Origin of the sequence: Phyllobacterium ifriqiyense, from assembly GCF_030817885.1 — a bacterium.
GTDB lineage: Bacteria > Pseudomonadota > Alphaproteobacteria > Rhizobiales > Rhizobiaceae > Phyllobacterium > Phyllobacterium ifriqiyense.
On sequence record NZ_JAUSZT010000002.1, the window covers coordinates 278465 to 299204 of the forward strand.

The 20740-nt window shown below is 53.7% G+C and carries 21 protein-coding genes; 12 read left to right on the forward strand and 9 right to left on the reverse strand.

Going from position 1 to position 20740, the window contains the following annotated elements; all coding sequences use genetic code 11:
• Nucleotides 1-17: 17 nt before the first annotated feature.
• From QFZ34_RS02920 to QFZ34_RS02950, 7 genes are all read right to left on the reverse strand, one after another.
• Nucleotides 18-911 (reverse strand): ABC transporter permease, encoded by an 894-nt coding sequence (locus QFZ34_RS02920; RefSeq protein ID WP_307276711.1) that lies wholly within the window; start codon nt 909-911, stop codon nt 18-20.
• Nucleotides 896-1942, reverse strand: a complete 1047-nt coding sequence (locus tag QFZ34_RS02925; protein ID WP_307276715.1) for an ABC transporter permease — start codon at nt 1940-1942, stop codon at nt 896-898. The genes QFZ34_RS02920 and QFZ34_RS02925 overlap by 16 nt, the downstream gene beginning before the upstream one ends.
• Nucleotides 1939-3498: an ABC transporter ATP-binding protein gene (locus QFZ34_RS02930; RefSeq protein ID WP_307276719.1), complete on the reverse strand. Its 1560-nt coding sequence runs from the start codon at nt 3496-3498 to the stop codon at nt 1939-1941. The genes QFZ34_RS02925 and QFZ34_RS02930 overlap by 4 nt, the downstream gene beginning before the upstream one ends.
• Nucleotides 3499-3520: 22 nt before the next feature.
• Complete coding sequence (locus QFZ34_RS02935) at nt 3521-4588, reverse strand: BMP family ABC transporter substrate-binding protein (RefSeq protein WP_307276722.1); 1068 nt, start codon at nt 4586-4588, stop codon at nt 3521-3523.
• Between the two features lie 124 nt (nt 4589-4712).
• Nucleotides 4713-5033: an NIPSNAP family protein gene (locus QFZ34_RS02940; RefSeq protein WP_307276725.1), complete on the reverse strand. Its 321-nt coding sequence runs from the start codon at nt 5031-5033 to the stop codon at nt 4713-4715.
• Nucleotides 5030-6661, reverse strand: coding sequence for a GMC family oxidoreductase (locus QFZ34_RS02945; RefSeq protein WP_307276729.1), 1632 nt, complete (start codon nt 6659-6661; stop codon nt 5030-5032). The genes QFZ34_RS02940 and QFZ34_RS02945 overlap by 4 nt, the downstream gene beginning before the upstream one ends.
• A 2-nt stretch (nt 6662-6663) precedes the next feature.
• A complete protein-coding gene (locus tag QFZ34_RS02950) occupies nt 6664-7515 on the reverse strand; it encodes a uracil-DNA glycosylase family protein (protein ID WP_307276731.1) in 852 nt (283 codons plus the stop codon).
• Nucleotides 7516-7735: 220 nt separating this feature from the next.
• Here QFZ34_RS02950 and QFZ34_RS02955 point away from each other — a divergent pair, with 220 nt between their 5' ends.
• On the forward strand, nt 7736-8413 hold the full coding sequence (locus QFZ34_RS02955) for a TetR/AcrR family transcriptional regulator (RefSeq protein ID WP_307276734.1): 678 nt from the start codon (nt 7736-7738) through the stop codon (nt 8411-8413).
• A gap of 478 nt (nt 8414-8891) precedes the next feature.
• Nucleotides 8892-9155, forward strand: coding sequence for a hypothetical protein (locus QFZ34_RS02960; RefSeq protein ID WP_307276737.1), 264 nt, complete (start codon nt 8892-8894; stop codon nt 9153-9155).
• A 150-nt stretch (nt 9156-9305) separates the two neighbouring features.
• Here the strand turns inward: QFZ34_RS02960 and QFZ34_RS02965 are convergent, their stop codons facing one another.
• Together QFZ34_RS02965 and QFZ34_RS02970 are read right to left on the reverse strand one after the other, a co-directional pair.
• Nucleotides 9306-9842: an SIS domain-containing protein gene (locus QFZ34_RS02965; protein WP_307278860.1), complete on the reverse strand. Its 537-nt coding sequence runs from the start codon at nt 9840-9842 to the stop codon at nt 9306-9308.
• A 33-nt stretch (nt 9843-9875) separates the two neighbouring features.
• Nucleotides 9876-10649 carry a GntR family transcriptional regulator gene (locus tag QFZ34_RS02970; protein WP_307276740.1) on the reverse strand — a complete coding sequence of 258 codons (774 nt, stop codon included), beginning with the start codon at nt 10647-10649 and terminating at the stop codon, nt 9876-9878.
• A gap of 151 nt (nt 10650-10800) precedes the next feature.
• Between QFZ34_RS02970 and QFZ34_RS02975 the strand changes: the two genes are divergently transcribed.
• From QFZ34_RS02975 to QFZ34_RS03020, 10 genes are all read left to right on the forward strand, one after another.
• Entirely contained in the window at nt 10801-12186 is a 1386-nt protein-coding gene (locus QFZ34_RS02975; RefSeq protein WP_307276743.1) for a family 4 glycosyl hydrolase, read from the forward strand.
• Nucleotides 12183-13109, forward strand: a complete 927-nt coding sequence (locus QFZ34_RS02980) for a carbohydrate kinase family protein (protein ID WP_307276746.1) — start codon at nt 12183-12185, stop codon at nt 13107-13109. Before QFZ34_RS02975 ends, QFZ34_RS02980 begins: the two co-directional genes overlap by 4 nt.
• 35 nt (nt 13110-13144) lie before the next feature.
• On the forward strand, nt 13145-14407 hold the full coding sequence (locus QFZ34_RS02985) for an ABC transporter substrate-binding protein (protein ID WP_307278863.1): 1263 nt from the start codon (nt 13145-13147) through the stop codon (nt 14405-14407).
• 92 nt (nt 14408-14499) lie between these two features.
• Nucleotides 14500-15600 (forward strand): ABC transporter ATP-binding protein, encoded by a 1101-nt coding sequence (locus QFZ34_RS02990; RefSeq protein ID WP_307276749.1) that lies wholly within the window; start codon nt 14500-14502, stop codon nt 15598-15600.
• The gene (locus QFZ34_RS02995) at nt 15597-16472 is read left to right on the forward strand and encodes a carbohydrate ABC transporter permease (RefSeq protein WP_307276752.1); all 876 of its coding nucleotides are present in this window, start codon (nt 15597-15599) and stop codon (nt 16470-16472) included. The genes QFZ34_RS02990 and QFZ34_RS02995 overlap by 4 nt, the downstream gene beginning before the upstream one ends.
• A gap of 3 nt (nt 16473-16475) precedes the next feature.
• Nucleotides 16476-17342 (forward strand): carbohydrate ABC transporter permease, encoded by an 867-nt coding sequence (locus QFZ34_RS03000; RefSeq protein ID WP_307276754.1) that lies wholly within the window; start codon nt 16476-16478, stop codon nt 17340-17342.
• A 207-nt stretch (nt 17343-17549) separates the two neighbouring features.
• Nucleotides 17550-18431, forward strand: a complete 882-nt coding sequence (locus QFZ34_RS03005) for a glycine betaine ABC transporter substrate-binding protein (protein ID WP_307276757.1) — start codon at nt 17550-17552, stop codon at nt 18429-18431.
• A 106-nt stretch (nt 18432-18537) separates the two neighbouring features.
• The gene (locus tag QFZ34_RS03010) at nt 18538-19155 is read left to right on the forward strand and encodes an ABC transporter permease (protein ID WP_307276761.1); all 618 of its coding nucleotides are present in this window, start codon (nt 18538-18540) and stop codon (nt 19153-19155) included.
• 4 nt (nt 19156-19159) lie between these two features.
• Nucleotides 19160-19801: an ABC transporter permease gene (locus QFZ34_RS03015; RefSeq protein WP_307276764.1), complete on the forward strand. Its 642-nt coding sequence runs from the start codon at nt 19160-19162 to the stop codon at nt 19799-19801.
• Nucleotides 19798-20730, forward strand: a complete 933-nt coding sequence (locus QFZ34_RS03020) for an ABC transporter ATP-binding protein (RefSeq protein ID WP_115055621.1) — start codon at nt 19798-19800, stop codon at nt 20728-20730. Before QFZ34_RS03015 ends, QFZ34_RS03020 begins: the two co-directional genes overlap by 4 nt.
• The last annotated feature ends 10 nt before the right edge of the window (nt 20731-20740 follow it).

Consider the following 20740-nt stretch of genomic DNA (forward strand, 5'->3'; position numbering starts at 1 on the left):
CGACGCGAGGCTGGTGTTTATTGATCGCGTAGCTCACCGAAGCCGCTAGCAGCTTTGGTACCTCCGCGCAGGTGCGTGCTGAGCCAGATGCCGAGAACAGTGGCCAAATAGGGCAAAGCGAGCAGCAGGTCGTGGGGAACACGATCGCCGAAAGCCAGCTGAGCCCTGATGCCGAGTGCGCCGATTATGGCAAAGAACATGGCCGCCAGAGTTGCGCCGATGGGATGTCCGGCCCCGAATATGACCGCAGCAAAGCCCATGAAGCCACGTCCGGCTGTCATGTTCTGGGCAAAGATCTGAAGGCTTCCCGCAGCAAGTTCGGCACCCGCCAGCGCACAAAGCACGCCGCCAACCATTAATGCAACGAGGCGCATAACAGCCGGGTTGATGCCGACACTTCGCGCGGCGAAAGGGTGCTCGCCGGCGGCAGCCAGGCGCAGGCCGAAACGGGTTCGGCGCAGTATGACCCACATTGCCAGGACGATTGCGGGCATTATCAGGACAAGAATCGACAAAGACCCGAATGGCCCAAACGCGGCGCCGATACGTGGCAGGCCGAATGGCGCACTCACAGCCGCCTGCGTACCGAATATGGATTGCACGGCGAGTGCAGTGCCACCCAGCCCCAAACCGGTCAGCCCCAACCCCGCGATAATCTGGTTGGCCTTGAGCTTTTCCACTACAAACCAGAACAGGATTGATCCAAGCACGCAGACGATAATTGCGCCCAGAAGGGCAAGCCAGATCGATTGTGTGAGCACAATGCCAAGAATGGTTGTGCAGGCACCTGCAATCATCAGACCTTCAAGGCCCAGATGCCAGACACCTGTTCGTTGAGCAATCACACCGGCAAGTGTTACGTAAATCAAAGGAGTGCCTGAGCGCAGAATGGCGATTACGAAGTCTTCCATATCCGTCCTCCAATTTTCGCTATCCGGTCGACGGTACTGGATTTTGCGGTGATGAAAAGAGCGATGGCTGCGTTGATAATGTCGATTGCCGAAGAGGGCAGGCCAGCCATGATGGGCAGGTAGAGAGCGGCAGACGCAAGCCCGCCAAAGAAAAGTGCCACGAAGGCCGTGCCGACAACCGAGAAGTTGGCAACGAGAGCGATCAGAATCGCGGTGAAGCCGTGACCGGGTAGGAAACCACCGGTCAGCCGTCCATTTGGCCCCATGAATTCGATGGTTCCTGCAAGACCGGCAAGCGCACCGCTGAGGAGAAAACTTGCAAGTCCTATGCGCCATGTCCGCGCGCCTTGCCACTCGACCATTGTCGGATTTCGACCAGCAAGGCCGGAAACTATCCCGAAGGCGGTCCGATTAACCAGAAACCACATCGCAAGGCCGACAATAACGGCGATGATGATGATCGTTGGAGACAGTCCGAGCGAGTCGCTGATCCGGTAGGCACCCGCAAGTGGACGGCTTGATGCCTGCTGTCCGGTTCCTGATGGATCTTTAAGAGGCCCGGCGGTGACATAGAGCAGGACAAGACCTGCGATAAAATTTCCCATCAGGGTAGTTATCACTTCGTCAGCACCTGATTTCAGCCGCAGAAGTCCTGGCCAAAGTGCCCAGAGTGCACCGCCTGTCATGCCCGCAAGGAAGCAGGCCGTGACAAGGACAGGTGCCGATACGCCATTGAGCCATTCCGCCATGAAAGCGGCTGCAATGGCTCCCATGTAGAACTGGCCCTGAGCACCGATATTGAAATAGCCTGCTCGAAAGGAGACGGCTACACCCACAGCGGTGATAAACAGCGGGAGCCCCCAGCGAAGTATCTGTTGCAGTGCGCCTGGTCTGAGGAAGGCGCCATCAGCGATAGCCTCGAACATCAAGGGAGCAGAATAGCCAGCGGCCTGAAAGATGATGCCGCAAAGCGCAAGACCCAGCATGATGAAGATCAGCGCACGGAAAACGGTTACGAGCCGATCGATCATCTCAGCACTCCTGTCATGGCTGCGCCGACTGCGGCAAGATCATAGGGGGGGCGGAATTCGGCGACGATGCGCCCGGACAGCATGACAATGATACGGTCCGAAATATCGAAGATTTCATCAAGATCCGACGAGATGAACAATAAACCACAACCGCGGGCTCGCGCATTGCGCATCGAGTCCCATACGAAGGAGGTCGCGCCGATATCCAGACCACGCGTAGGCTGCGCTGCGAGAACAAGACGGGCGTCTTCGTCCATCTCGCGTGACAGGATTACCTTCTGAGCGTTTCCACCTGAAAGAGAGCCTGCGCGCTGGCTTACATCGGAATAACGGACATCCCATTGCCTCAGGGCGCTATCGCATTGCTTGCGAATAGCGGATGGGCTGATAGTGGACAAAAGCGGTGTCTGAAGAAGGCTTCGTGCCGACCAATTTTCCCAAAGGGAACTGGTCATGCTAAGCCCTTCAACGTTCCGCTCAAAGGGAATGACGCGCAGTCCGATTGCCCGTCTTGCGGCGAGGGGAGCGCCGGTCACATTGGTTTTGTCAATGGAAATGTCGCCGTTGACGACATCAGCCAATGCCGAAATTGCGCGCACCAGCGTCCTTTGTCCATTTCCCTCAATGCCCGCAACACCGATAATTTCTCCGGGACGGATGTCGAGCGTGATTCCATCGAGCGCCGGCCCTTCGGGGTCGCGTCGCGTGGAAACGTTACGCATCTTGAGGACCGGCGCCGTAGTGATGCCCGCTTGCCTTTCGAAATGCGGGATCAGCGTTGTTCCTGTCAAAGCGGCTTTAGCTTCCGGATTGAGATTGCGGGCAGCAGTTGGCCCGATAATAAGCTCTGCCAGCCGGTTCGCATCAATCCCATTGCTGGCAAGAGGCCCATCAACGAGCTTACCGCCACGCAGAACCGTGACGGTATCTGCAATTGCCAGAACTTCTCGAATTTTGTGCAAGATAAGGATCACGGTCACCCCGCGCTCCTTGAGACGCCTCACTCGTTCGAAAAGCTTCTCGGCACCTTCAGGAGAAAGAACCGCGGTGGGTTCATCCAGGATGAGCAGCTTTGCGTCCGAAACGAGAGCTCTTGCGATTTCAACCCCTTGCTGGGTCTCGACCGGCAGGTCGCGAATGCGCTGCCTCGCACTCACCTTCACGTCGAGCGCGTCGAGGTGGAGCTGCCACCGCTTTTCAAGTTTTGCCTTTGTAAAGAATCTTCCGCCTTGCGCGCCAAACTGCATTGCCTCGGCCACCGTGAAAGAAGGCGGTAGCGCGAAGCTCTGGTGGACGAGTTCAACACCCGAACGCCGGGCATCCCTGACGCTGCCGCCTGCAAGCGGGCGACCGTCGATCTTGATCTCACCCGATGCAAGGCGAACCAGACCGGCCAGGACGCGGGCAAACGTCGTCTTGCCCGCGCCATTCTGGCCGACTACTGCGTGGATCATGCCACGTTCAAAAACGGCTCCGACATTAGAGAGCGCGAGGACATGGCCATAGCGAACGGTCACGTCGCGACATTCAAATATTGGGGGGCTAAGTTTTGTCATCGCGGCTTGATCCAGTCAAAGTTCACAGCTTTGTATTGAACGGAACCTTCAGTGATCCGTTGAGAATTGCTGCTCGTGCGGCTGCAATTTCAGGCTCTGCTTCCTTTGCCTTGGCAACAATGTCAGCCGGTCCCTGTTCGGCGAAGAGCGGCGACGGGATGAAGTCAATAACGCCTGTTCCCAAACCGGTATGCTCGTGGGTTCCGCCGGCAAATTCGCTGCCAAATGCCTTCTTTACCTCGTTATAGAGCGAGGTTCCGAAGTCGAGGCCGACGATTGAAATTACGGATTTGGGACCTTGAGGGAATTGAGCGGGATCAAGGACGCTCACCAGACGACCTTCCGTCTCTTTTGCTGCGGCAATGATACCGAAATCCGTTGCTGCTGCATCAGTCTGGATGAAGTCGATGCCACTTGAATACATCTGTGTCGCGATCTCCTGACCCTTTGCCGGGTCTTGAAAAGATCCTGCAAAAGCGATTTTGACAGATGCATCCGGACGCACCGACAGGGCACCCGACTTGAATGCATTATAATCGGCATTGATTGGCGGAATGGATACGCCACCGATGAAACCAAGCTTGCCCGACTTGCTCACACGTGCAGCAAAAATGCCGGAGAGATAGCAGCCCAGATAGTAATCATAGGATACCGTCACGACATTGGGGATTGCTGGCTCGAAAGGATCTGCGAAAAGTTGAATCCACTTGGTATCGGGGTAGGATGGAGCAAGCGCTTTGAAGGGTTCAGCCACCTCATTGAAGGTCGAAACAATCACCGTCGCGCCAGCATCGCCGAGAGTGCGGAAAATGGTCTCATAGGTCGCGGGGTCCTGAGCGTATACGGCGCGATATTGGAAGCCCAACTCTTTGGAGAGTTGTGTGAGCCTGGCGATCATCGAGTCCACGGGACCGGCATCACCCGCCGCTTGCGTGTGAACAAGCGCAACGAGGCCGCTCGCAGCGCGTGCGGCGCCTGTCAATTGCCCCCCTGTAACTGCAATGGCGGCCAATCCTGCCGAAGCTTTGAGTAATGTGCGACGGCCGACAGGACGGTGTAGCATATTCATTTCATTCGAAGTCTTTGTCATGTTCCCGTTTCCTTGCTCTGGAGGTTGTATATCAGCAACTTCTAATTGGAGCGGCTTCGTTTGCCGCCCGGTCGTCATCGGGGTCCAGGATTGTGCACCCTTCTCACTTCAGACATCCCCCGTCTCAGGCGCCGGGAGAAAATGGTGCCGGATTCATGATCATCACGTCCTGACTCTGAATGGCGTCGAGAGACCAGACTGCGGAGATGAATGCCTGCCAATCCGGGTCAGCATACATGGCTGCCCGTCTTGCCTCCCGGTCGGCGAGACTGTCATAGCGCCACATCAAAACTGTCTTGTGCAGATGGCCGATCTCGCTGACATAGAGGCCGAGGAAGGTGTTCAAGTGCCGCTTCTGGATCGGCAGGCCCTCGGTTTCGTATTTTTTTAGCCAGCCATCGACTGTTCCAGGGCGGAATGTATAGGTGCGATGTTCGACGATCATATGGATGGCTCCTTGAGAATGAATTCAGCGGCCCGCTCCCCGATCATGATCGCAGGGGCGTTCGTGTTGCCGCTCGAAATAATTGGCATGATCGAAGCATCCGCGATGCGCAGGCCCTTTACGCCGTGAACTTTTAATCGAGAGTCGACGACAGCCATTTGGTCATGGCCCATCTTGCAGGTGCCGACCGGATGAAACGTCGTCATGGCATTGGCGCGCAGCCACCTGATCATTTCCGCGTCGCTTTCGACGGCGGGACCGGGGGCAAGTTCCTTGCCGCGATACTTATCGAAAGCAGCTTGCTTGATAATATCCCGCGTCATGCGGATCGCATTGATCATCGTTCGAATATCAAATTCTGTTTGCAGATAGTTCGCTGTGATGCATGGCCTGTCCATCGGATCGGCCGAGCGCAGCCTGATCTCGCCACGGCTCTCTGGATTGACCGGACCAACGCGCAATGAAAAGCCATGATTGGCCTCCACCCGCTCTTTCTTGAACGGATTTGGAAAATGCAGGTTCGCGGTTTTTTCAAGTGCCGGCATGAAGTGAAGCTGGATATCGGGTGCAACCAGGTCTTGGCGCGATTTGACGAAAGCACCGGCTTCATATGGAAAAGTCGTCGCGATTCCTTTTCCAAACAGCATGCCCTGGATCACCGACCAGGTAAGCTTGTCGGCGCGCAGGTCCGAATAGAGTGTGACCGGCTCCCGGCACTCATAGGACATGACGCAATCAACATGATCCTGAAGGTTTTTGCCTACACCGGGAAGGTCCTGGACGACCGAAATATTATGCTGCGCAAGTTCGTCCGCCGCGCCGATTCCCGACAGCATGAGAATTTGCGGTGAGTTAACGACACCGGCAGACAGGATCACCTCACGGTCTGCATAGACTTGCGAAATATTGCCTTTCCGAGTGAACTCGACGCCGATAGCCCGGCCATTTTCGATGAGGATACGCCTTGCATGTGCGCGCGAAATGATCGTCAGGTTCGAGCGTTTCCTGGCTGGGCGCAGAAAGGCATAAGCCGCCGAGCAGCGTTTGCCCTTGGCGATGGTGAAGTCATAGCGACCGAAACCTTCCTGTTCGCCACCGTTGAAATCGTCATTGTGAGGATATCCGGCCTGTCCGCCTGCCTCGTTGAAAACATCCAGCAGGCTGTTCCAGCCGCGTGCCCGGCAGACCGTCAGTTCACCTTCGGAATTGTGGTAGGCGCCATTGCGTTGCACGTGGTTCTCGGAGCGGAGGAATGCCGGCAGTACTTCATCGTATGACCATCCCGCTGCGCCAATCTGCGCCCAGCGATCATAGTCGTGACGGTTGCCGCGAACATAGATCATGCCATTGATCGTGGATGTTCCGCCAAGTACTTTGCCACGAGGCCAATAGAGAGAGCGTCCGTTCAGATGCCGCTCCGGCTCAGTGTGATAGTGCCAGTTATAGATGCCCGAATGAAACAGCTTGCCCATAAGCATGGGCAGCCGAAACAATGGGTTGAGATCCCGTCCACCCGCTTCAAGCAAAAGCACCTTGTTGGTGGGATCTGCGGACAGGCGGTTTGCCAGGACGCAGCCTGCCGAACCGGCGCCTATGATTATGAAATCGAATGTTTTCGTTGACACCATGGTTACCACGCGATGGGACGAGCGCCCATCTCCTTCAAAGAGTCGTTGCAGAGAATGAATGGATTGGGTCTGGAAAGAACGGCATCGGCATAGGCTGGATGTTCCCGCAAGATGCAGCGAAGATTCCCATTGGCAGACTCGTCAATGCCAGCGTCTGCCAGTGCGTCTGCAGCGGCGCCACCAAAACCGAGGAACACCAGCGGCTTGCCCTGGGAGGCAAGGACACGCAGGGTTTCCACGATCAGCGGATGCCAGAGTCGCAGATGGCCCTTCGTCTGATGCTCATCCATATTCACCTTGAAACGGGTGAGTGTCAGCGAGGCATTCAAAAGCAGAACGCCGTTTGAGACCCAGCGGTCCGCGACGGCGGATGGATGTTCGATGTCGACCGTACCGCTTTCCATGGCGGCAAGCGTTTTCGGCCATTCTTCGAAGCTGTGGGCGTAAGATAGATCGCCGGTTCGCGCCGCCACGATCATCTGCATATAGGCCCGAATACTCTTGGAAAACATCTTGTTAAGTTCGTTCCAACTCGCAAGATTCCCGGCTTCAAAGGCACGTCCGGTAGCAAACCCCGGCTCGGGGTAGGGGTCCTGACCCAGAATGACACAATGAACGTCGTCTGGTTTAATTCCTTCAAACGCCCTCAGGCAGTGTGCGCCGGCAGGCATTCCCGGAAAATGCTTGCCGAGACGAACGGGGAAAATCGGCTCCCAGACCTCCAGTTCGAGTTCAGGCGCTATCGCTTCGATGTCAGGCCCTGCATGCCCGATAAGCGAGCGCCATGGTGCAGTCAGGTCCGCGGACCAATCTGACAGGAATTCCTCCATGGCGACCCTTAACGATATTGGCATTCCCTCGTCCCCCGACTGGTCGGCTCTAGCTGATTTTCCAAGAACCTGACCGTTTTGTCAGCTTTTCATGAAAAAACTTGACCAAATTGTCAACTTCTTTTTTATTGGCGCTACGATTCTTTGCGGCCCTTCAATGGGTCTGACGTGCCTCCGAATCATAAAGGAGTGTTGACGTGGACGAATATTCGGACAAAACCTTATGGAAAATAACGGGATAGCAATGGTAGAAGAACTTAGCGCAACTCATACCGCCGCTGAAAAAGGGCTTGCCGCGCAAGCCGCGTCGGATGAGCCGATTAGAGCGCGGAATGTGCTCAAGATCCTAACCGCGGCCGTCGAGATCTTCTCGCGCAAAGGTCTTGATGGTGCGCGCATCGTTGAGATCGCCAAGGCTTCGGGGCTGCCCAAGGGCAATGTCTATTATTATTTCTCGTCCAAAGAGGAAATCTACAATGCTGCCATTGATCACCTGATCCACAGTTGGGATGATGCGTTTCGGCATATTTCCGCCGATCGTGAACCCGGCGATGCGATTGAGGCCTATGTTCGCGCAAAGCTGGATAACGCCAGGGAGAATGCCGCCGAGACGCGCCTTTTCGCAAATGAGATACTGCAGGGAGCCGAACACCTTTCTATAGCAGCCCGCGATCACATGCGCACCGTTACGTCCGAGAAGGCAAGGGTAATTGATGCATGGGCGGCGGCTGGAAAGATCGAGAAAATCGATGCCCGCCACCTGTTCATTCTGTTGTGGTCAGTAACGCAATTCTACGCCGAATTCGAGGCATTGGCCTGCGATGCGCTCAATGTGAGGGAGCTGAATGCCGTGGACTACGACATGGCTGCAAAGACGATCACACAGACGGTTTTGAGGGGCGTCCTGATGCGTCCGTCGTAACCATTTAGTTTGGGCATGATGGTGTGCGATTGGCCGACGCGAACGATCGAAATGTCTTGCAGAACCAAGCTCTGTGAGGGGTTGCCTGGGGCGCCACTGCGTCGACCCGAACGATTAACTGATGGCAATAGCCACTCCTCTTGGCATGTTTTTGCTCTGGCGCTGGCAGTGATCCCTGGATCCAATGCTGCTGCTCCAATCAATTCGCAAATCGGGTATTGCATGATGCGAGATGCGGCGATCCCCCGGGCGCATTCCCAGAACCCAAATCACAGAAATGCTGGCTTTGTTTCAAATTGCCAAGGTCTTGCTTTCTAACGACCCGATAAGGCCTGGCCCCGGAAATCTCCTTTGGATATCGGCACAGGTTTCGTGTCCAAAGCTGATTTGACGAGGATGAGTTTCGTCGATTTATGGAACTAGCGTCCGTCTCTGGCATTTCGCTTTATCAGCGTGGTCAAGGCGAGAGGAGATTTAGATGAGCAATTCGAGCAGCACAACCAATCACGATAAAATCCGCAAGTGGGCAGAAGCGCGCAATGGCAGGCCTTCCGTTGTTCGGACCCAGGGAAAAGGTGGAATTTTGCGCATCGACTTCGGCGAACCGGAAGAAAACCTTGAAAGAATTGACTGGGTGGAGTTTTTCGAGATTTTCGATAACAGCAAATTGGCATTTCTTCATCAGGAAGAGACTGATGATGGCGCTCAGAGTCGGTTCAACAAATTTGTCAGCCGGGATTAAACAGGATTCCAGCCGCTTTCGTTCCCGCTTGAGGACAATCGCTCTTTGCCATGGCGGTATGGCCCCGCACTGATAATTTTTCGTTCGGGCTGTTGTCGCCAGCCTCACACTTAGAAAAACGCTCCGAGCTGGATGCATTCTTCTGGAGCGCTATTGCAGATTCGTATGACGGTACTGCATGGCTTTATGCACGTCCGGGATGCCAGCTGTTAGCCGAAATATAAGGCTGTCGAGCATGATCAGGCTGCACTGTTCGAAAAGGCTTCCGCCAAACTGGGCAGTCGCATCTGCGGGTACGTGCAATGCGAAGTCCGCGATCTCGGCTAGTGGGCTGCCCATTTGCCCGGTGAGTGCAACAACGGTCGCTCCCTCCAACTTGGCTGTCCGGGCAAAACGCAAATTGGTGGGTGTCTGGCCCGAAGCCGACAGGATCAGCAGTCCGTCATTTCTTCGAATCGATGGTGCAGATGCTTCGCCCACAAAGTGGACCTTGCGCCCGGTGTGCATGAAGCGCATAGCAGCCATTTGTGCAGACAAACCGGAGCGACCTTGTCCGGCAAAAAACCAGCGGCGTTCCGAATTTTTGAAGATCTGTGCCAGACCGTCAAATGAGTTTGCGTCTATTCGCGATAAGGCCTGGGTTAATTCTTGACCAATAATCAGCCAGGGAGCTTGAGTAATAGTCATCGGCAATACCCTTGGAAAAGCGCTTGGTTGGAATCAGCTGCGCCTGCGAGATTGAGTCAACGATAACGGGTAACGGACAGGGTGATAAGCCATTGAACTGACATTCACCGGGCGATATTCGCTATCGTAGGCAATCTGATCAAGAGTAAGAACAGCTGCAGGAAGATCAAGTTGCAGAAACCCTGCCTCAGGCTCTGTCGCGAGACGGGCACTTAGCGTTGATTGACCACGCGCGGGAATGACCCCATAGCGATCTTTGAACTCGGCATAGAGTGACCTGTTTCCGGTGCTCCAGTCTATATTCAAAATGTCTGGAGTCAGTGCCTCGGCAAACCAATCGCGCTGAACGACAACCGGCAAATCATCAAGGAAACGCAGCCGCTCAATGAAAACAACGTTTGAACCTGAAGGAAGTCCAAGCGGACGTGTAATATCTGCCTCGCCTCGAATAATGTCTGCGGCGAGTAATTTCATGCCAGGCTTGCGATTATTCGCCTCGGCAGTTTCGGTAAAGCTCCGTACGATCTCAATTTCATAGGTCGGCTGAGGCTCGGTAACGTAAATACCTTTGCCCGCCCGAGTTTGCAGAAAGCCGAGATTCTCGAGATCCTTCACTGCTTGCCGAACGGTAATCCTGCTTACACCGTACAATGCCACAAGTTCGCGCTCGGATGGCAGTTTGTCGTTGACCGAGAGTTTTCCACTGTCGATCATATTCTTGAGGACAGTCCGCAATTGGAGATAGAGCGGGTCGGGGTGGTTTCTATCGACCGAATTTGTTCGGCCACTCCGGTGTGCTTCACTCATTTCAAATCTTCACCCGCTTTTTTGGTGCCTGAGCTATGTGCCAGATTGCTACGCCTGTTGTCGAGGCTACTGAATATAATATGTTTCGACCATGTTGACATAACTGGTTATGACCAGTAGCAATAGCACAGCGTGAGCATTGGAGCAATTCATGAAGTTGACTTTGGTTGGCGGCGGCGGAGTGAGAGCGCCATTGTTTGTTGGGTCGGCCCTTCGCCGGGCAGAACAGAGCGGGCTGAAGGAAATTTGCCTGCTGGATATCAACGAGAAGAAGCTCGAACTGTTCGGGCGTATCAGTCAGGAATTGGGTCGTCGGAACCAATCCCCCGTGAAAATCTCCCTGACCACCAGTGCTGAAAAAGCGCTGGAGGGTGCAGATTATGTTGTTACAACCGTTCGCCCTGGCGACGAAGAAGGCCGGATCAAGGATGAGCGGATTGCCCTCTCACACGGCGTACTGGGACAGGAAACAACCGGGCCAGGCGGATTCGCCATGGCTCTGCGCAGCATTCCGGTAATTTTGGAATATGCGAGGCTTTTAAAGAAAGTCAGTCCGGATGCCTGGCTCTTTAATTTCACAAATCCGGCTGGTCTTGTTGCGCAAGCACTTCAGGATGAAGGCTTTCATCGCACGGTCGGCATTTGTGATGGCGCCAACGGCGCGCAGGAAGCCTTGGCGAAGTGGTTCAAGGTTCCACAAAACGATGTGCACGCAGAAGTGGCAGGCCTCAATCATCTCTCGTTTACGCGAAGCGCAAGCATAAACGGGCAAGAGGTTCTGCAGGCCTTGCTGGATGACGATCGTTTTTTAAAGGCGACGTCGCAACGGATGTTTGATCCGAAGATTATCCGCCGGCAGCGAAACTGGATCAATGAATATCTCTACTACTACTACTATGCCGAAAGAGCCGTGGCCGCATTGAAATCCGACGTCCGTACCCGCGGCGAGGAAGTCAAAGATCTCAATCGGACATTGATCGAGACGCTTGGCTCAATCGACCTTGAGAAGAATGCGCAGGAGGCACTGAACCGCTATTACGCCTATGAGCGCCGTCGTAGCTCAACCTATATGCATTATGCGCTCGAAGATGCTCCAACCATGGAAGAAGCTGATAGCCTGATCGATACCGGCAGCCATGAGGGCAATTCGGAAGAAGGCGAGGGTTACGCTGGAGTTGCGCTTAATCTTGTGGATGCGCTGCAAACAGGAAAGCCTTGCTACAGCGGCCTCAACGTCCGCAATGAGGGATCAATAGACGGTCTGCGCTCCGACGATGTTGTCGAAGTAAGCTGCGTCGTTGACAAGGAGGGAATTCGCCCTTTGCATATCGGCAAGATGCCGGATTCACAATTTCAGCTTGTTCAAAGCGTCAAGCACTATGAACGTCTGGCTGTAAAGGCAATTCGCGAGCGAAGCCGCGATGTTGCCGTTGAAGCTTTGATGGCCCATCCGCTTGTGCTGTCCTATTCGCGTGCAGTTCCATTGGTCGACGAATACCTTGCCGCTCATGCGCCATATGCAGGAGTATGGAAATGATAAATACCACGCGATCAAGCTACGAAGTGATGGTCGTTGGCGAATATTATTTCGATCTCGTTTTTCGTGGTCTGCCGGATATCCCTCGAATGGGCGCGGATCTTTGGGCTCAGGAATTTGATTGGGTGCCGGGTGCCGCATTTTCAACAGCCTTGGCACTGACGCGTCTTGGGACAAATGCCGGATGGTGGTGTGCTTTCGGTAACGACATCTTCAGTCGTATGATCATGGAAGAGGCTCGAAAAGAGAGTATTGACGATGGCTTATTTATCCAACTGGGCAAGCCTTGGCGGCGGCTGAGCTCGGCTTTTTCGTTTACCGATGATCGCGGATTCATCAGTTACAGCGAAGATCGTGATCCCAGCCCGACACCGGCTGATCTTGAACGAATCCGGCCAAACGTACTTCTACTGCAGGGCTTCTCGCTTGATAATGAGCGCAAGGCACTTATCAATGCGGCTCGTAATCTCGGCATAAGAATCTGTTCGGACTGCCAGCACATAGATATGGATTTGTCGGAGCCTGGCCTGATTGAGGCTTTGCGACAGATCGATGTGTTCCTGCCCAACGAAACAGAAGCCAAGGCGCTCACCGGGGAAACCGACGTCGAAATCGCGCTCGGCGTTCTTACCCGATACTGCAGCACCGTCGTGATCAAGCGTGGAGCGGAAGGTGTTATCGCCAGCGATAATGGCCGTGTCTACCGGCTTCCTGCTTTGTCGGTCGATGTTTTCGACACGACTGGAGCCGGGGACTCTTTCAACGCAGGGTTTGTTCACGGTCTGCTGCACGAGCCGGACTTTATCTCGGCCCTGGAAGTGGCAGTGATTTGCGGCTCGCTTGCAGTAACCGGATATGGTGGCAGGAACCTGCCATATCTTTCCGATCTTGACCGATACCGGCGGCGCAGCGCCGCCGACTGATGACTCCAATCAATCAGGAAAAAAAGGGAACGATGATGGGATACAAACATAAACTGCTTGCAGGCCTCGCTTTTTTAACAGTTGCAGTGGCGTTACCAGCCAAGGCAGAAACCATATCGATGTTCTGCTCGGCCACGGATTATGAGCTTTGCGAAGAAGGGGCTCAAAAATGGGCAAAATCCTCGGGTAACGAAGTCAAGATCAATCGCACACCGCAAAATCTCGATGACGCCATTCCGATCTATCAGCAATTATTCGCTTCCAAATCGGCTGATGTCGATCTGCTCTATGTGGATGTGATTTGGTTGGGCATGATGAAGGATCACTTCTCGGACCTTGTCTCGCTTGTTCCCGAGGCAGAGGTAAAGGCTCATTTTGCGTCGGCGACAGATGCCGCCCGTATCGATGACAAGCTTGTTGCCATGCCCTTCTACATTGATACCGGTCTGATGTTCTATCGAAAGGATCTGCTGGAAAAATATGGCAAGCAGGCACCGAAGACCTGGGATGAGCTAACAGCAACCGCCAAGGAAATTCAGGACGGTGAGCGCAAGGCTGGCAATGCCGATATGTGGGGTTACGCCTGGCAGGGCCGCAGCTATGAGGGGCTTACCTGTGACGCCGTGGAATGGATCGCCGCAGGCGGTGGCGGTACCATTCTTTCCGACAAAGGAGAGGTGACAATCAACAATCCAGCGACCGTTGCCGCACTCACACGGGCGCGGGGCTGGATTGATACGATTTCTCCAAAGGGTGTCTTGAACTACGATGAAGAGAGTTCGCGCGCGCTCTTCGAAAGTGGCAATGCCGTATTCCACCGCAACTGGCCTTATGTCTGGGGCACATCTCAGGCGCAGGGTGGCAAGTTGGTTGATAAGGTTGGCGTGTCTGCATTGCCGATCGGGGCAGATGGGCAAAAATCAAGCGGTGCTCTTGGTACAGCCTATCTGGCCGTGTCGAAATATTCGGCAAAGCAAGAGAAAGCTGCAGAACTATTGAGGTATATGGTGGGCCTTGAGGACCAGAAAATGCGAGCAATAAAGGGCGGATACAACCCTACGGTTGAAGCGCTCTACACTGACGCTGATGTTCTCGCCAAAATACCGTTCATGCCCATGGCGAAAGCGGCTTTCGAAGAATCCGTTGCTAGGCCATCTGCGGCGACCGGAAAGAACTATAATCGGGTTTCGCGCACCTTCTATCGCGCGGTCCATGATATAATCTCCGGGACCGGCGATGTGGCAGAGGAAGTTGCGCAGCTTGAAAAGAAGCTGAAGCGCGACGTAAAAGCCAACTGAAGCAAAGCCGCCTGCGGATAATACCCTCAGGCGCCTTCTCGTTCACCAAAGCTCACGCATTGCAAGTTACAGGTTAAGGCAAGGGCAACATCATGGCCTCCGTCACACTGAAAGAAGTCAGCAAGAGCTTTGGAGCTTTTGATGTGCTCCGGTCGATCGACCTCGACATTGAAGATGGAGAATTCGTGGTCTTCGTGGGGCCATCAGGCTGCGGCAAATCAACCTTGCTGCGTGTCGTCGCGGGGTTGGTTCCTGTCTCGCAAGGGACCGTCTCCATCGATGGAGAAGAAGTTACGGACGTACCAGCGTCAAAACGCGGCGTTGCGTTCGTTTTTCAATCCTATGCCCTCTATCCTCACATGAATGTAGCTCGTAACATCAGTTTCGCCCTGGAAACAGCGCGAATGACCAAGCTAGAGATCGGTCGGCGGTTGGCCAAGGTCGCTGATATGTTGAAAATCGGCCATCTGCTCGATCGTAAGCCAAAGCAGCTTTCAGGCGGGCAGCGCCAACGCGTTGCGATAGGACGGGCTCTGGTCAGTCAGCCAAAACTATTCCTCTTTGATGAACCCCTTTCCAATCTTGATGCTGATTTGCGAATGGAGATGCGTTTCGAAATCGCCAAACTGCATGCCGAAGTCAGTGCCACGATGATTTACGTTACGCATGATCAGACTGAGGCCATGACACTCGCCGATCGGATCGTCATCCTCAATCACGGGCGCATTGAACAGGTTGGAACGCCCCGTCAGCTTTATGATCATCCGGCAAACAAGTTCGTTGCAGGTTTCCTTGGTAGCCCTCGCATGAACTTTGCGTCTGTCAGTGAATCCCAAGGTTGGATAACCGGCCCCGGCGGATTCGAGCTTGAACTGGATCAGCGGCATGAAAAAAAACCAGTTACACTTGGACTTCGTCCAGAATCCTTGGAAATAATCTCCGCAGACTCGGGCCGTTGCATAAAGGGCATCTTTGAACGTGTTGAGGACCTTGGTTACGAACAGATCGCCTATATACGCTTGAGCGATGAGACGATCTGGACAGTTCGCTCAGGAGGCGCCATTCCGGCATGTGCTTCAGGATCGAAGGTTGGCTTGAGATGGAAGCCCGAGGATATCTATCTTTTCGATGATAAAGACCAGTGCCTGGACGTCGGACCCGTTCTGAAACCAGCAGTCGGAATAAGTCAATGAAGAACAGGGAAACAACCATAGCCTGGTTTTTTCTCCTGCCACTTCTGCTGGCACTTGCGGCTGTTGCCGCATGGCCGCTGGCACGGAACATGTATTTCTCTTTCACCGATGCCTTTCTCGATAATCCTGCAGATTATAATTTTGTCGGCTTCCAGAACTTTATTACCGTTTGGGAAGACTCCATTTTCTGGGGGGCCGTACGTAATACGCTTGTTTTCACGTCTATCTCGGTGGCGTTGGAGACCCTGCTTGGTTTTGCGATCGCCTTGCTGTTGCATCGCGTCTTCGTCGGGCGCGGGCTGGTGCGGGCCGCTATATTGGTTCCATGGGCCATGCCGATGGTCGTATCCGCGAAGATTTGGGAGTGGATGTTCAATGATCAATTTGGCCTTATCAACAAGGGCTTGATCTGGCTAGGCTTCCTTGAAAAGGGCATCGCATGGACAGCTGATCCGTCCCTTATCCTCGGCACGGTTATCTTCATCGACGTATGGGTCACGACGCCCTTCATGGTTCTGCTTATTCTTGCTGGTTTACAGTTGATACCGGAAGAAATCCACGAAGCGGCTGAGGTTTCCGGAGTGCCTGCATGGAAGCGTCTGTGGTCGATCACCTTGCCGCTGGCGACACCCGCCATTGGAGTAGCCGTTCTTTTCCGGACACTCGATGCGCTGCGGATGTTTGATCTGAGTTATGTCCTTGCCGCCAACAATGAGAAGGCGATGACAATGTCAATCTATGCGCGGGATCAACTGATCAGCTTTCAGGACCTGGGTGTAGGTTCCGCCGCTTCAACTTGGGTGTTTCTTATAATAGGGCTGATTGCGATCGCTATGGTGAGCATTCTCAGACTCGACCGGAATACGGGTTGACCGATGGCGGGAGGTTCAAGACATTATTCCAACAGCACCTATCGAAAATTACGCATTGCCAAACGTGCCGGGCTTTATGCGGGTGTAGCGCTGGTGCTCGTTTACATGTTATTCCCTTATTATTGGGCTATTATTTCCTCTACAAAATCGCGCGAAGATCTTTATTCTTTCAGTTTGCTGCCCTCGCTGGATTTCAGTAACTACATCACCCTTTATCACAACCCGATCTTTATTGGTGCAATCGTCAACTCAGCTTTTGTCGCCTTTACCAGCAGCGTGATCTCTCTAGTCATCAGTATCTTGGCGGCATATGCATTGGGGCGGATGAATTTTCGGTTTTCCCGTATCATTCTGATCTGCGTGCTGATGATTTCAGTTTTCCCGCAGGTTGTTGTCTTGTCCGGAATGTTCGAGGTTATCGGATGGCTCGGTCTTTACAATCGACCGACGGCACTTGTCTTCTCCTATCTCTTGTTGGTGTTGCCATTTACGACGTGGGTTCTGACAAGTTTCATTCGAGATCTGCCGCAAGAACTCGAGGAGGCTGCGCTAATTGACGGATGCTCCCGTCTGAGGATACTCACCCATGTCCTCCTACCACTTATGGGGCCGGCCATTGCCAGCACAGGCTTGCTTGCCTTTATTCTTTCGTGGAATGAGTTTCTGTTTGCCTTGACGTTCATTCTCACCGATGAGAACCGCACGGTCCCTGTCGCTATGGGTCTGCTTACCGGTAGCAGCCGTTACGAATATCCGTTCGGTCAGATAATGGCGGCTTCTGTAACGGTTACGCTTCCGCTTCTCATTCTGGTTCTGATTTTCCAACGCAAAATTGTATCGGGTCTGACCGCCGGCGCAGTGAAGGGTTAACGCGAGATCGGCAGGTCGATCCTGTTGCCGCAACATGACAGCAATGGTCTGAACGACGGTTGCAATCCACTAGTAAATAATTTCTACTTATAGGGGCGAAAATGGGAAACCATTCTACGAAACTAGTCGATAAGATTGATAGCATGAAAAATAATCAGTTAAACCAGTAAGATACGTCGAGATCTTACGAAGCTCTTGGGAAAAATCATGATCTTGAAAAGCATCGCTGCGCTTGGTCTGGGCGCTCTTATAACGCTCGCTGGAGCGACTTCTGGTTTTGCCCAAACGGTTAAGATTGGCAGCAAAAATTTCACGGAACAATTCGTCGTTGCCGAAATCTACGCGCAGGCTTTGGAAAAGGCGGGGCTCACGGTGGAGCGCAGGTTGAACCTTGGCGCTACGTTGATTGCTAATTCAGCGCTGACCAGCGGTGAAATCGATCTATATCCGGAATATACCGGCACGGCTCTGGCTTCAGTTGTTAAAGGGGATTTGTCGGGGACCGCCGATAAAATCTACAAGGAAGTCAAAGACTACTACGAGAAAAACCTGCAGCTGACACTTCTCTATCCCACGCAGATCAACAATGGCTATGCGATTATCACGCTTCCTGAAACTGCCGAGAAATACAAGCTCAAGACGCTGACTGATCTCGGTCCGGCGTCCAAAGATTTGTCATTCGGCGCAGAGGGTGGTTTCGGCGAGCGCAAGGATGGATTGCCAGGCCTGAAGCAAACTTACGGCATCCAGTTCAAGGACTTCCGCATCTTCGCCAAGCTCGGTATCCGCTACAGCGCACTTACGAGCGGTGATATCGATGTTTCCTATGGATTCAGCACCGACTGGCAGATCGCCGACAGCAAGCTTGTCGTGCTCGATGACGACAAACATCTTTTCCCTCCCTACTATCTGGTGCCGGTCGTTCGGCAGGATACTTTGGCCAAGAATCCAAAGATTGCTGAAGTGCTGAACAAGATCAGCCCGCTCCTTAACAATGAAAACATGCGCGCACTGAACGCAGCGGTAGAGCGTGACAAAAAGGAACCGAAGGAAGTAGCAGCCGAATTCCTGAAGGAAAAAGGTATCTGATTGGCCTAAAAGGAACCAAAAGCTGCAGCGACCATGCGATAGGAACCAGCGGAGATGATTGCATCTCCGCTGGTTCATTGCAGAACCGGCAATACAGGAAACACCTTTGAATTGGGCTCCTAAAAACATTCCTGAAATACTGACCGCAACCTGGCAGCATCTGTTCCTGTCCGTTTCTGCGGTTCTCATCGGACTGATAATCGCGCTGGTACTCGGCGTCATCTGCGCGCGCCGGCAAAAACTTTATGCGGTCGTGCTGACGATTACCGGTATCATCTTTGTCATTCCGAGCCTTGCCCTGTTTGCCTTGCTCATACCGTGGTTGGGGCTTGGCACAAAACCGGCACTGGTCGGTCTATCATCTTATTGTTTGCTCATCCTGTTGCGCAATGTCGTGACGGGCTTACGTGGTGTTCCCGCCGACGTACTGGATGCCGCAGATGGTATGGGATACAGCGCGTGGCAGCGGTTGGTTCAGATCGAGTTGCCCCTTGCAATGCCGCTTATAATTTCCGGCATTCGTATTGCGCTTGTAACAGTGATAGGAATCGCGACTGTTGCCGCATTCATTGATGGCGGAGGTCTCGGCACTATCATTCTCACGGGAATAGATCAGGAATACACCGAGAAAATTCTCGTTGGTGGCATACTGACCGCTCTGATGGCTACGTTTTTCGATGTTGTCTTCAGCCAGGCCGAAAAACTGATGGCAAGAGGGCGGTGACAGCATGTTAAGCACTGCCTTTACCTGGATAATCGAACATCAGCCTGAGTTCTATCAGGCGCTGGGTCGCCACCTCGTTATGTCGGGTGTTTCTCTTGCAATTGCGCTCGCTATTGGGCTTCCGTTGGCGATCCTGATTATCAACCGCAGTAATCTCGCCTTCAGCGTAATCAATATCGTCAACGCTCTGCGCACGGTGCCGAGCCTTGCCATTCTTGCGATCATGATGCCTTTGCTGGGTATCGGGCTTTTGCCTTCCATTGTCGCACTGACGGTACTTGCCCTTCCGCCAATTCTGCTCAATGCCTTTATCGGATTACGGGATGTCGATCCGGATGCGATCGAAGCTGCAATCGGGATGGGCATGAGCCGCGGGCAGGTTCTGCGGAAAATCCGTATTCCGCTTGCGGCGCCAGCCATGTTTGCTGGAGCACGTACTGCTGCCGTTCAGGTGCTGGCAGGAGCAACACTCGCGCCATTCATTGGCGGAGGCGGCCTTGGCGATTTTATCGCTGTTGGTATCAGCATGATGGATATGTCGCGGCTGCTCGTCGGAGCGATTCCAATCGCACTTTTGGCACTTGGTACCGAGTTCATCCTTGGCCTTGCCGAGAAAGTTTTCTTTTCAGAAAGATCGGCCGCATGATTAACATGGAACACGTCACCAAACGCTACACCGATGGCGGGCCTGCCTCGGTTGACGATCTATCAATTGCTGTGCCCGAGGGCACAACCACTGCGCTTATCGGACCATCAGGTTGCGGCAAGACGACGACAATGCGGATGATCAATCGCCTCATTGATCCGACCGAAGGCAAGATCATCGTCAACGGCGAGGATGTGACCAAGGTTGATCCCGTACAACTGCGCAGGCATATTGGATATGTGATTCAGCAGGTCGGCCTGTTTCCGCACATGACCATAGCGCAAAATATTGCGGCGGTGCCCAAATTGCTTGGCTGGGAAGACGCTAGGATCAAAAGCCGCACAGAAGAACTGCTTCATCTGGTCGGTCTCGATCCTAACGAAATGCTAAAGCGCTATCCCCGCCAACTTTCCGGCGGACAACGTCAGCGTATCGGTGTGGCGCGCGCTCTAGCTGCCGATCCTCCCGTCCTGCTGATGGACGAACCTTTCGGGGCGATTGACCCGATTGCTCGCACAAGGCTGCAAGCCGAGTTTCGCCAGATATTGCAGCGGGTGAAAAAGACGGTCGTACTTGTGACGCATGATCTTGACGAAGCGATCCGGCTAGGCGATCGCATCGCCATCATGAAAGATGGCAAGATCGTTCAATATGATACGCCAGACGCTGTGCTGTCACATCCAGCAGACGCTTTTGTCGAAAATTTCGTCGGTATAGACAGAGCGATCAAGCGGCTTAGCCTGTTTACTGTCGCAGATGCCATGAATGGCGACGCACCGTCAAACAATGCAAGGAGCGTCAGGCAAACAAGTAATCTACGCGATGCGCTGGCACTGATGGTTGCCGCCAATAGCGACGTTCTTGCAGTGATAGACGAACATGGCACCGTGACGGGTAAACTTAGCCGCGACGCCATCTTTTCAGTTTGACGGCGCAGGG

Coding starts and splice junctions, on each gene's coding strand:
- QFZ34_RS02920 (WP_307276711.1), bottom strand. CDS start 911: ATGGAAGACTTCGTAATCGCCATTCTGCGCTCAGGCACTCCTTTGATT.
- QFZ34_RS02925 (WP_307276715.1), bottom strand. CDS start 1,942: ATGATCGATCGGCTCGTAACCGTTTTCCGTGCGCTGATCTTCATCATG.
- QFZ34_RS02930 (WP_307276719.1), bottom strand. CDS start 3,498: ATGACAAAACTTAGCCCCCCAATATTTGAATGTCGCGACGTGACCGTT.
- QFZ34_RS02935 (WP_307276722.1), bottom strand. CDS start 4,588: ATGACAAAGACTTCGAATGAAATGAATATGCTACACCGTCCTGTCGGC.
- QFZ34_RS02940 (WP_307276725.1), bottom strand. CDS start 5,033: ATGATCGTCGAACATCGCACCTATACATTCCGCCCTGGAACAGTCGAT.
- QFZ34_RS02945 (WP_307276729.1), bottom strand. CDS start 6,661: ATGGTGTCAACGAAAACATTCGATTTCATAATCATAGGCGCCGGTTCG.
- QFZ34_RS02950 (WP_307276731.1), bottom strand. CDS start 7,515: ATGCCAATATCGTTAAGGGTCGCCATGGAGGAATTCCTGTCAGATTGG.
- QFZ34_RS02955 (WP_307276734.1), top strand. CDS start 7,736: ATGGTAGAAGAACTTAGCGCAACTCATACCGCCGCTGAAAAAGGGCTT.
- QFZ34_RS02960 (WP_307276737.1), top strand. CDS start 8,892: ATGAGCAATTCGAGCAGCACAACCAATCACGATAAAATCCGCAAGTGG.
- QFZ34_RS02965 (WP_307278860.1), bottom strand. CDS start 9,842: ATGACTATTACTCAAGCTCCCTGGCTGATTATTGGTCAAGAATTAACC.
- QFZ34_RS02970 (WP_307276740.1), bottom strand. CDS start 10,649: ATGAGTGAAGCACACCGGAGTGGCCGAACAAATTCGGTCGATAGAAAC.
- QFZ34_RS02975 (WP_307276743.1), top strand. CDS start 10,801: ATGAAGTTGACTTTGGTTGGCGGCGGCGGAGTGAGAGCGCCATTGTTT.
- QFZ34_RS02980 (WP_307276746.1), top strand. CDS start 12,183: ATGATAAATACCACGCGATCAAGCTACGAAGTGATGGTCGTTGGCGAA.
- QFZ34_RS02985 (WP_307278863.1), top strand. CDS start 13,145: ATGGGATACAAACATAAACTGCTTGCAGGCCTCGCTTTTTTAACAGTT.
- QFZ34_RS02990 (WP_307276749.1), top strand. CDS start 14,500: ATGGCCTCCGTCACACTGAAAGAAGTCAGCAAGAGCTTTGGAGCTTTT.
- QFZ34_RS02995 (WP_307276752.1), top strand. CDS start 15,597: ATGAAGAACAGGGAAACAACCATAGCCTGGTTTTTTCTCCTGCCACTT.
- QFZ34_RS03000 (WP_307276754.1), top strand. CDS start 16,476: ATGGCGGGAGGTTCAAGACATTATTCCAACAGCACCTATCGAAAATTA.
- QFZ34_RS03005 (WP_307276757.1), top strand. CDS start 17,550: ATGATCTTGAAAAGCATCGCTGCGCTTGGTCTGGGCGCTCTTATAACG.
- QFZ34_RS03015 (WP_307276764.1), top strand. CDS start 19,160: ATGTTAAGCACTGCCTTTACCTGGATAATCGAACATCAGCCTGAGTTC.
- QFZ34_RS03020 (WP_115055621.1), top strand. CDS start 19,798: ATGATTAACATGGAACACGTCACCAAACGCTACACCGATGGCGGGCCT.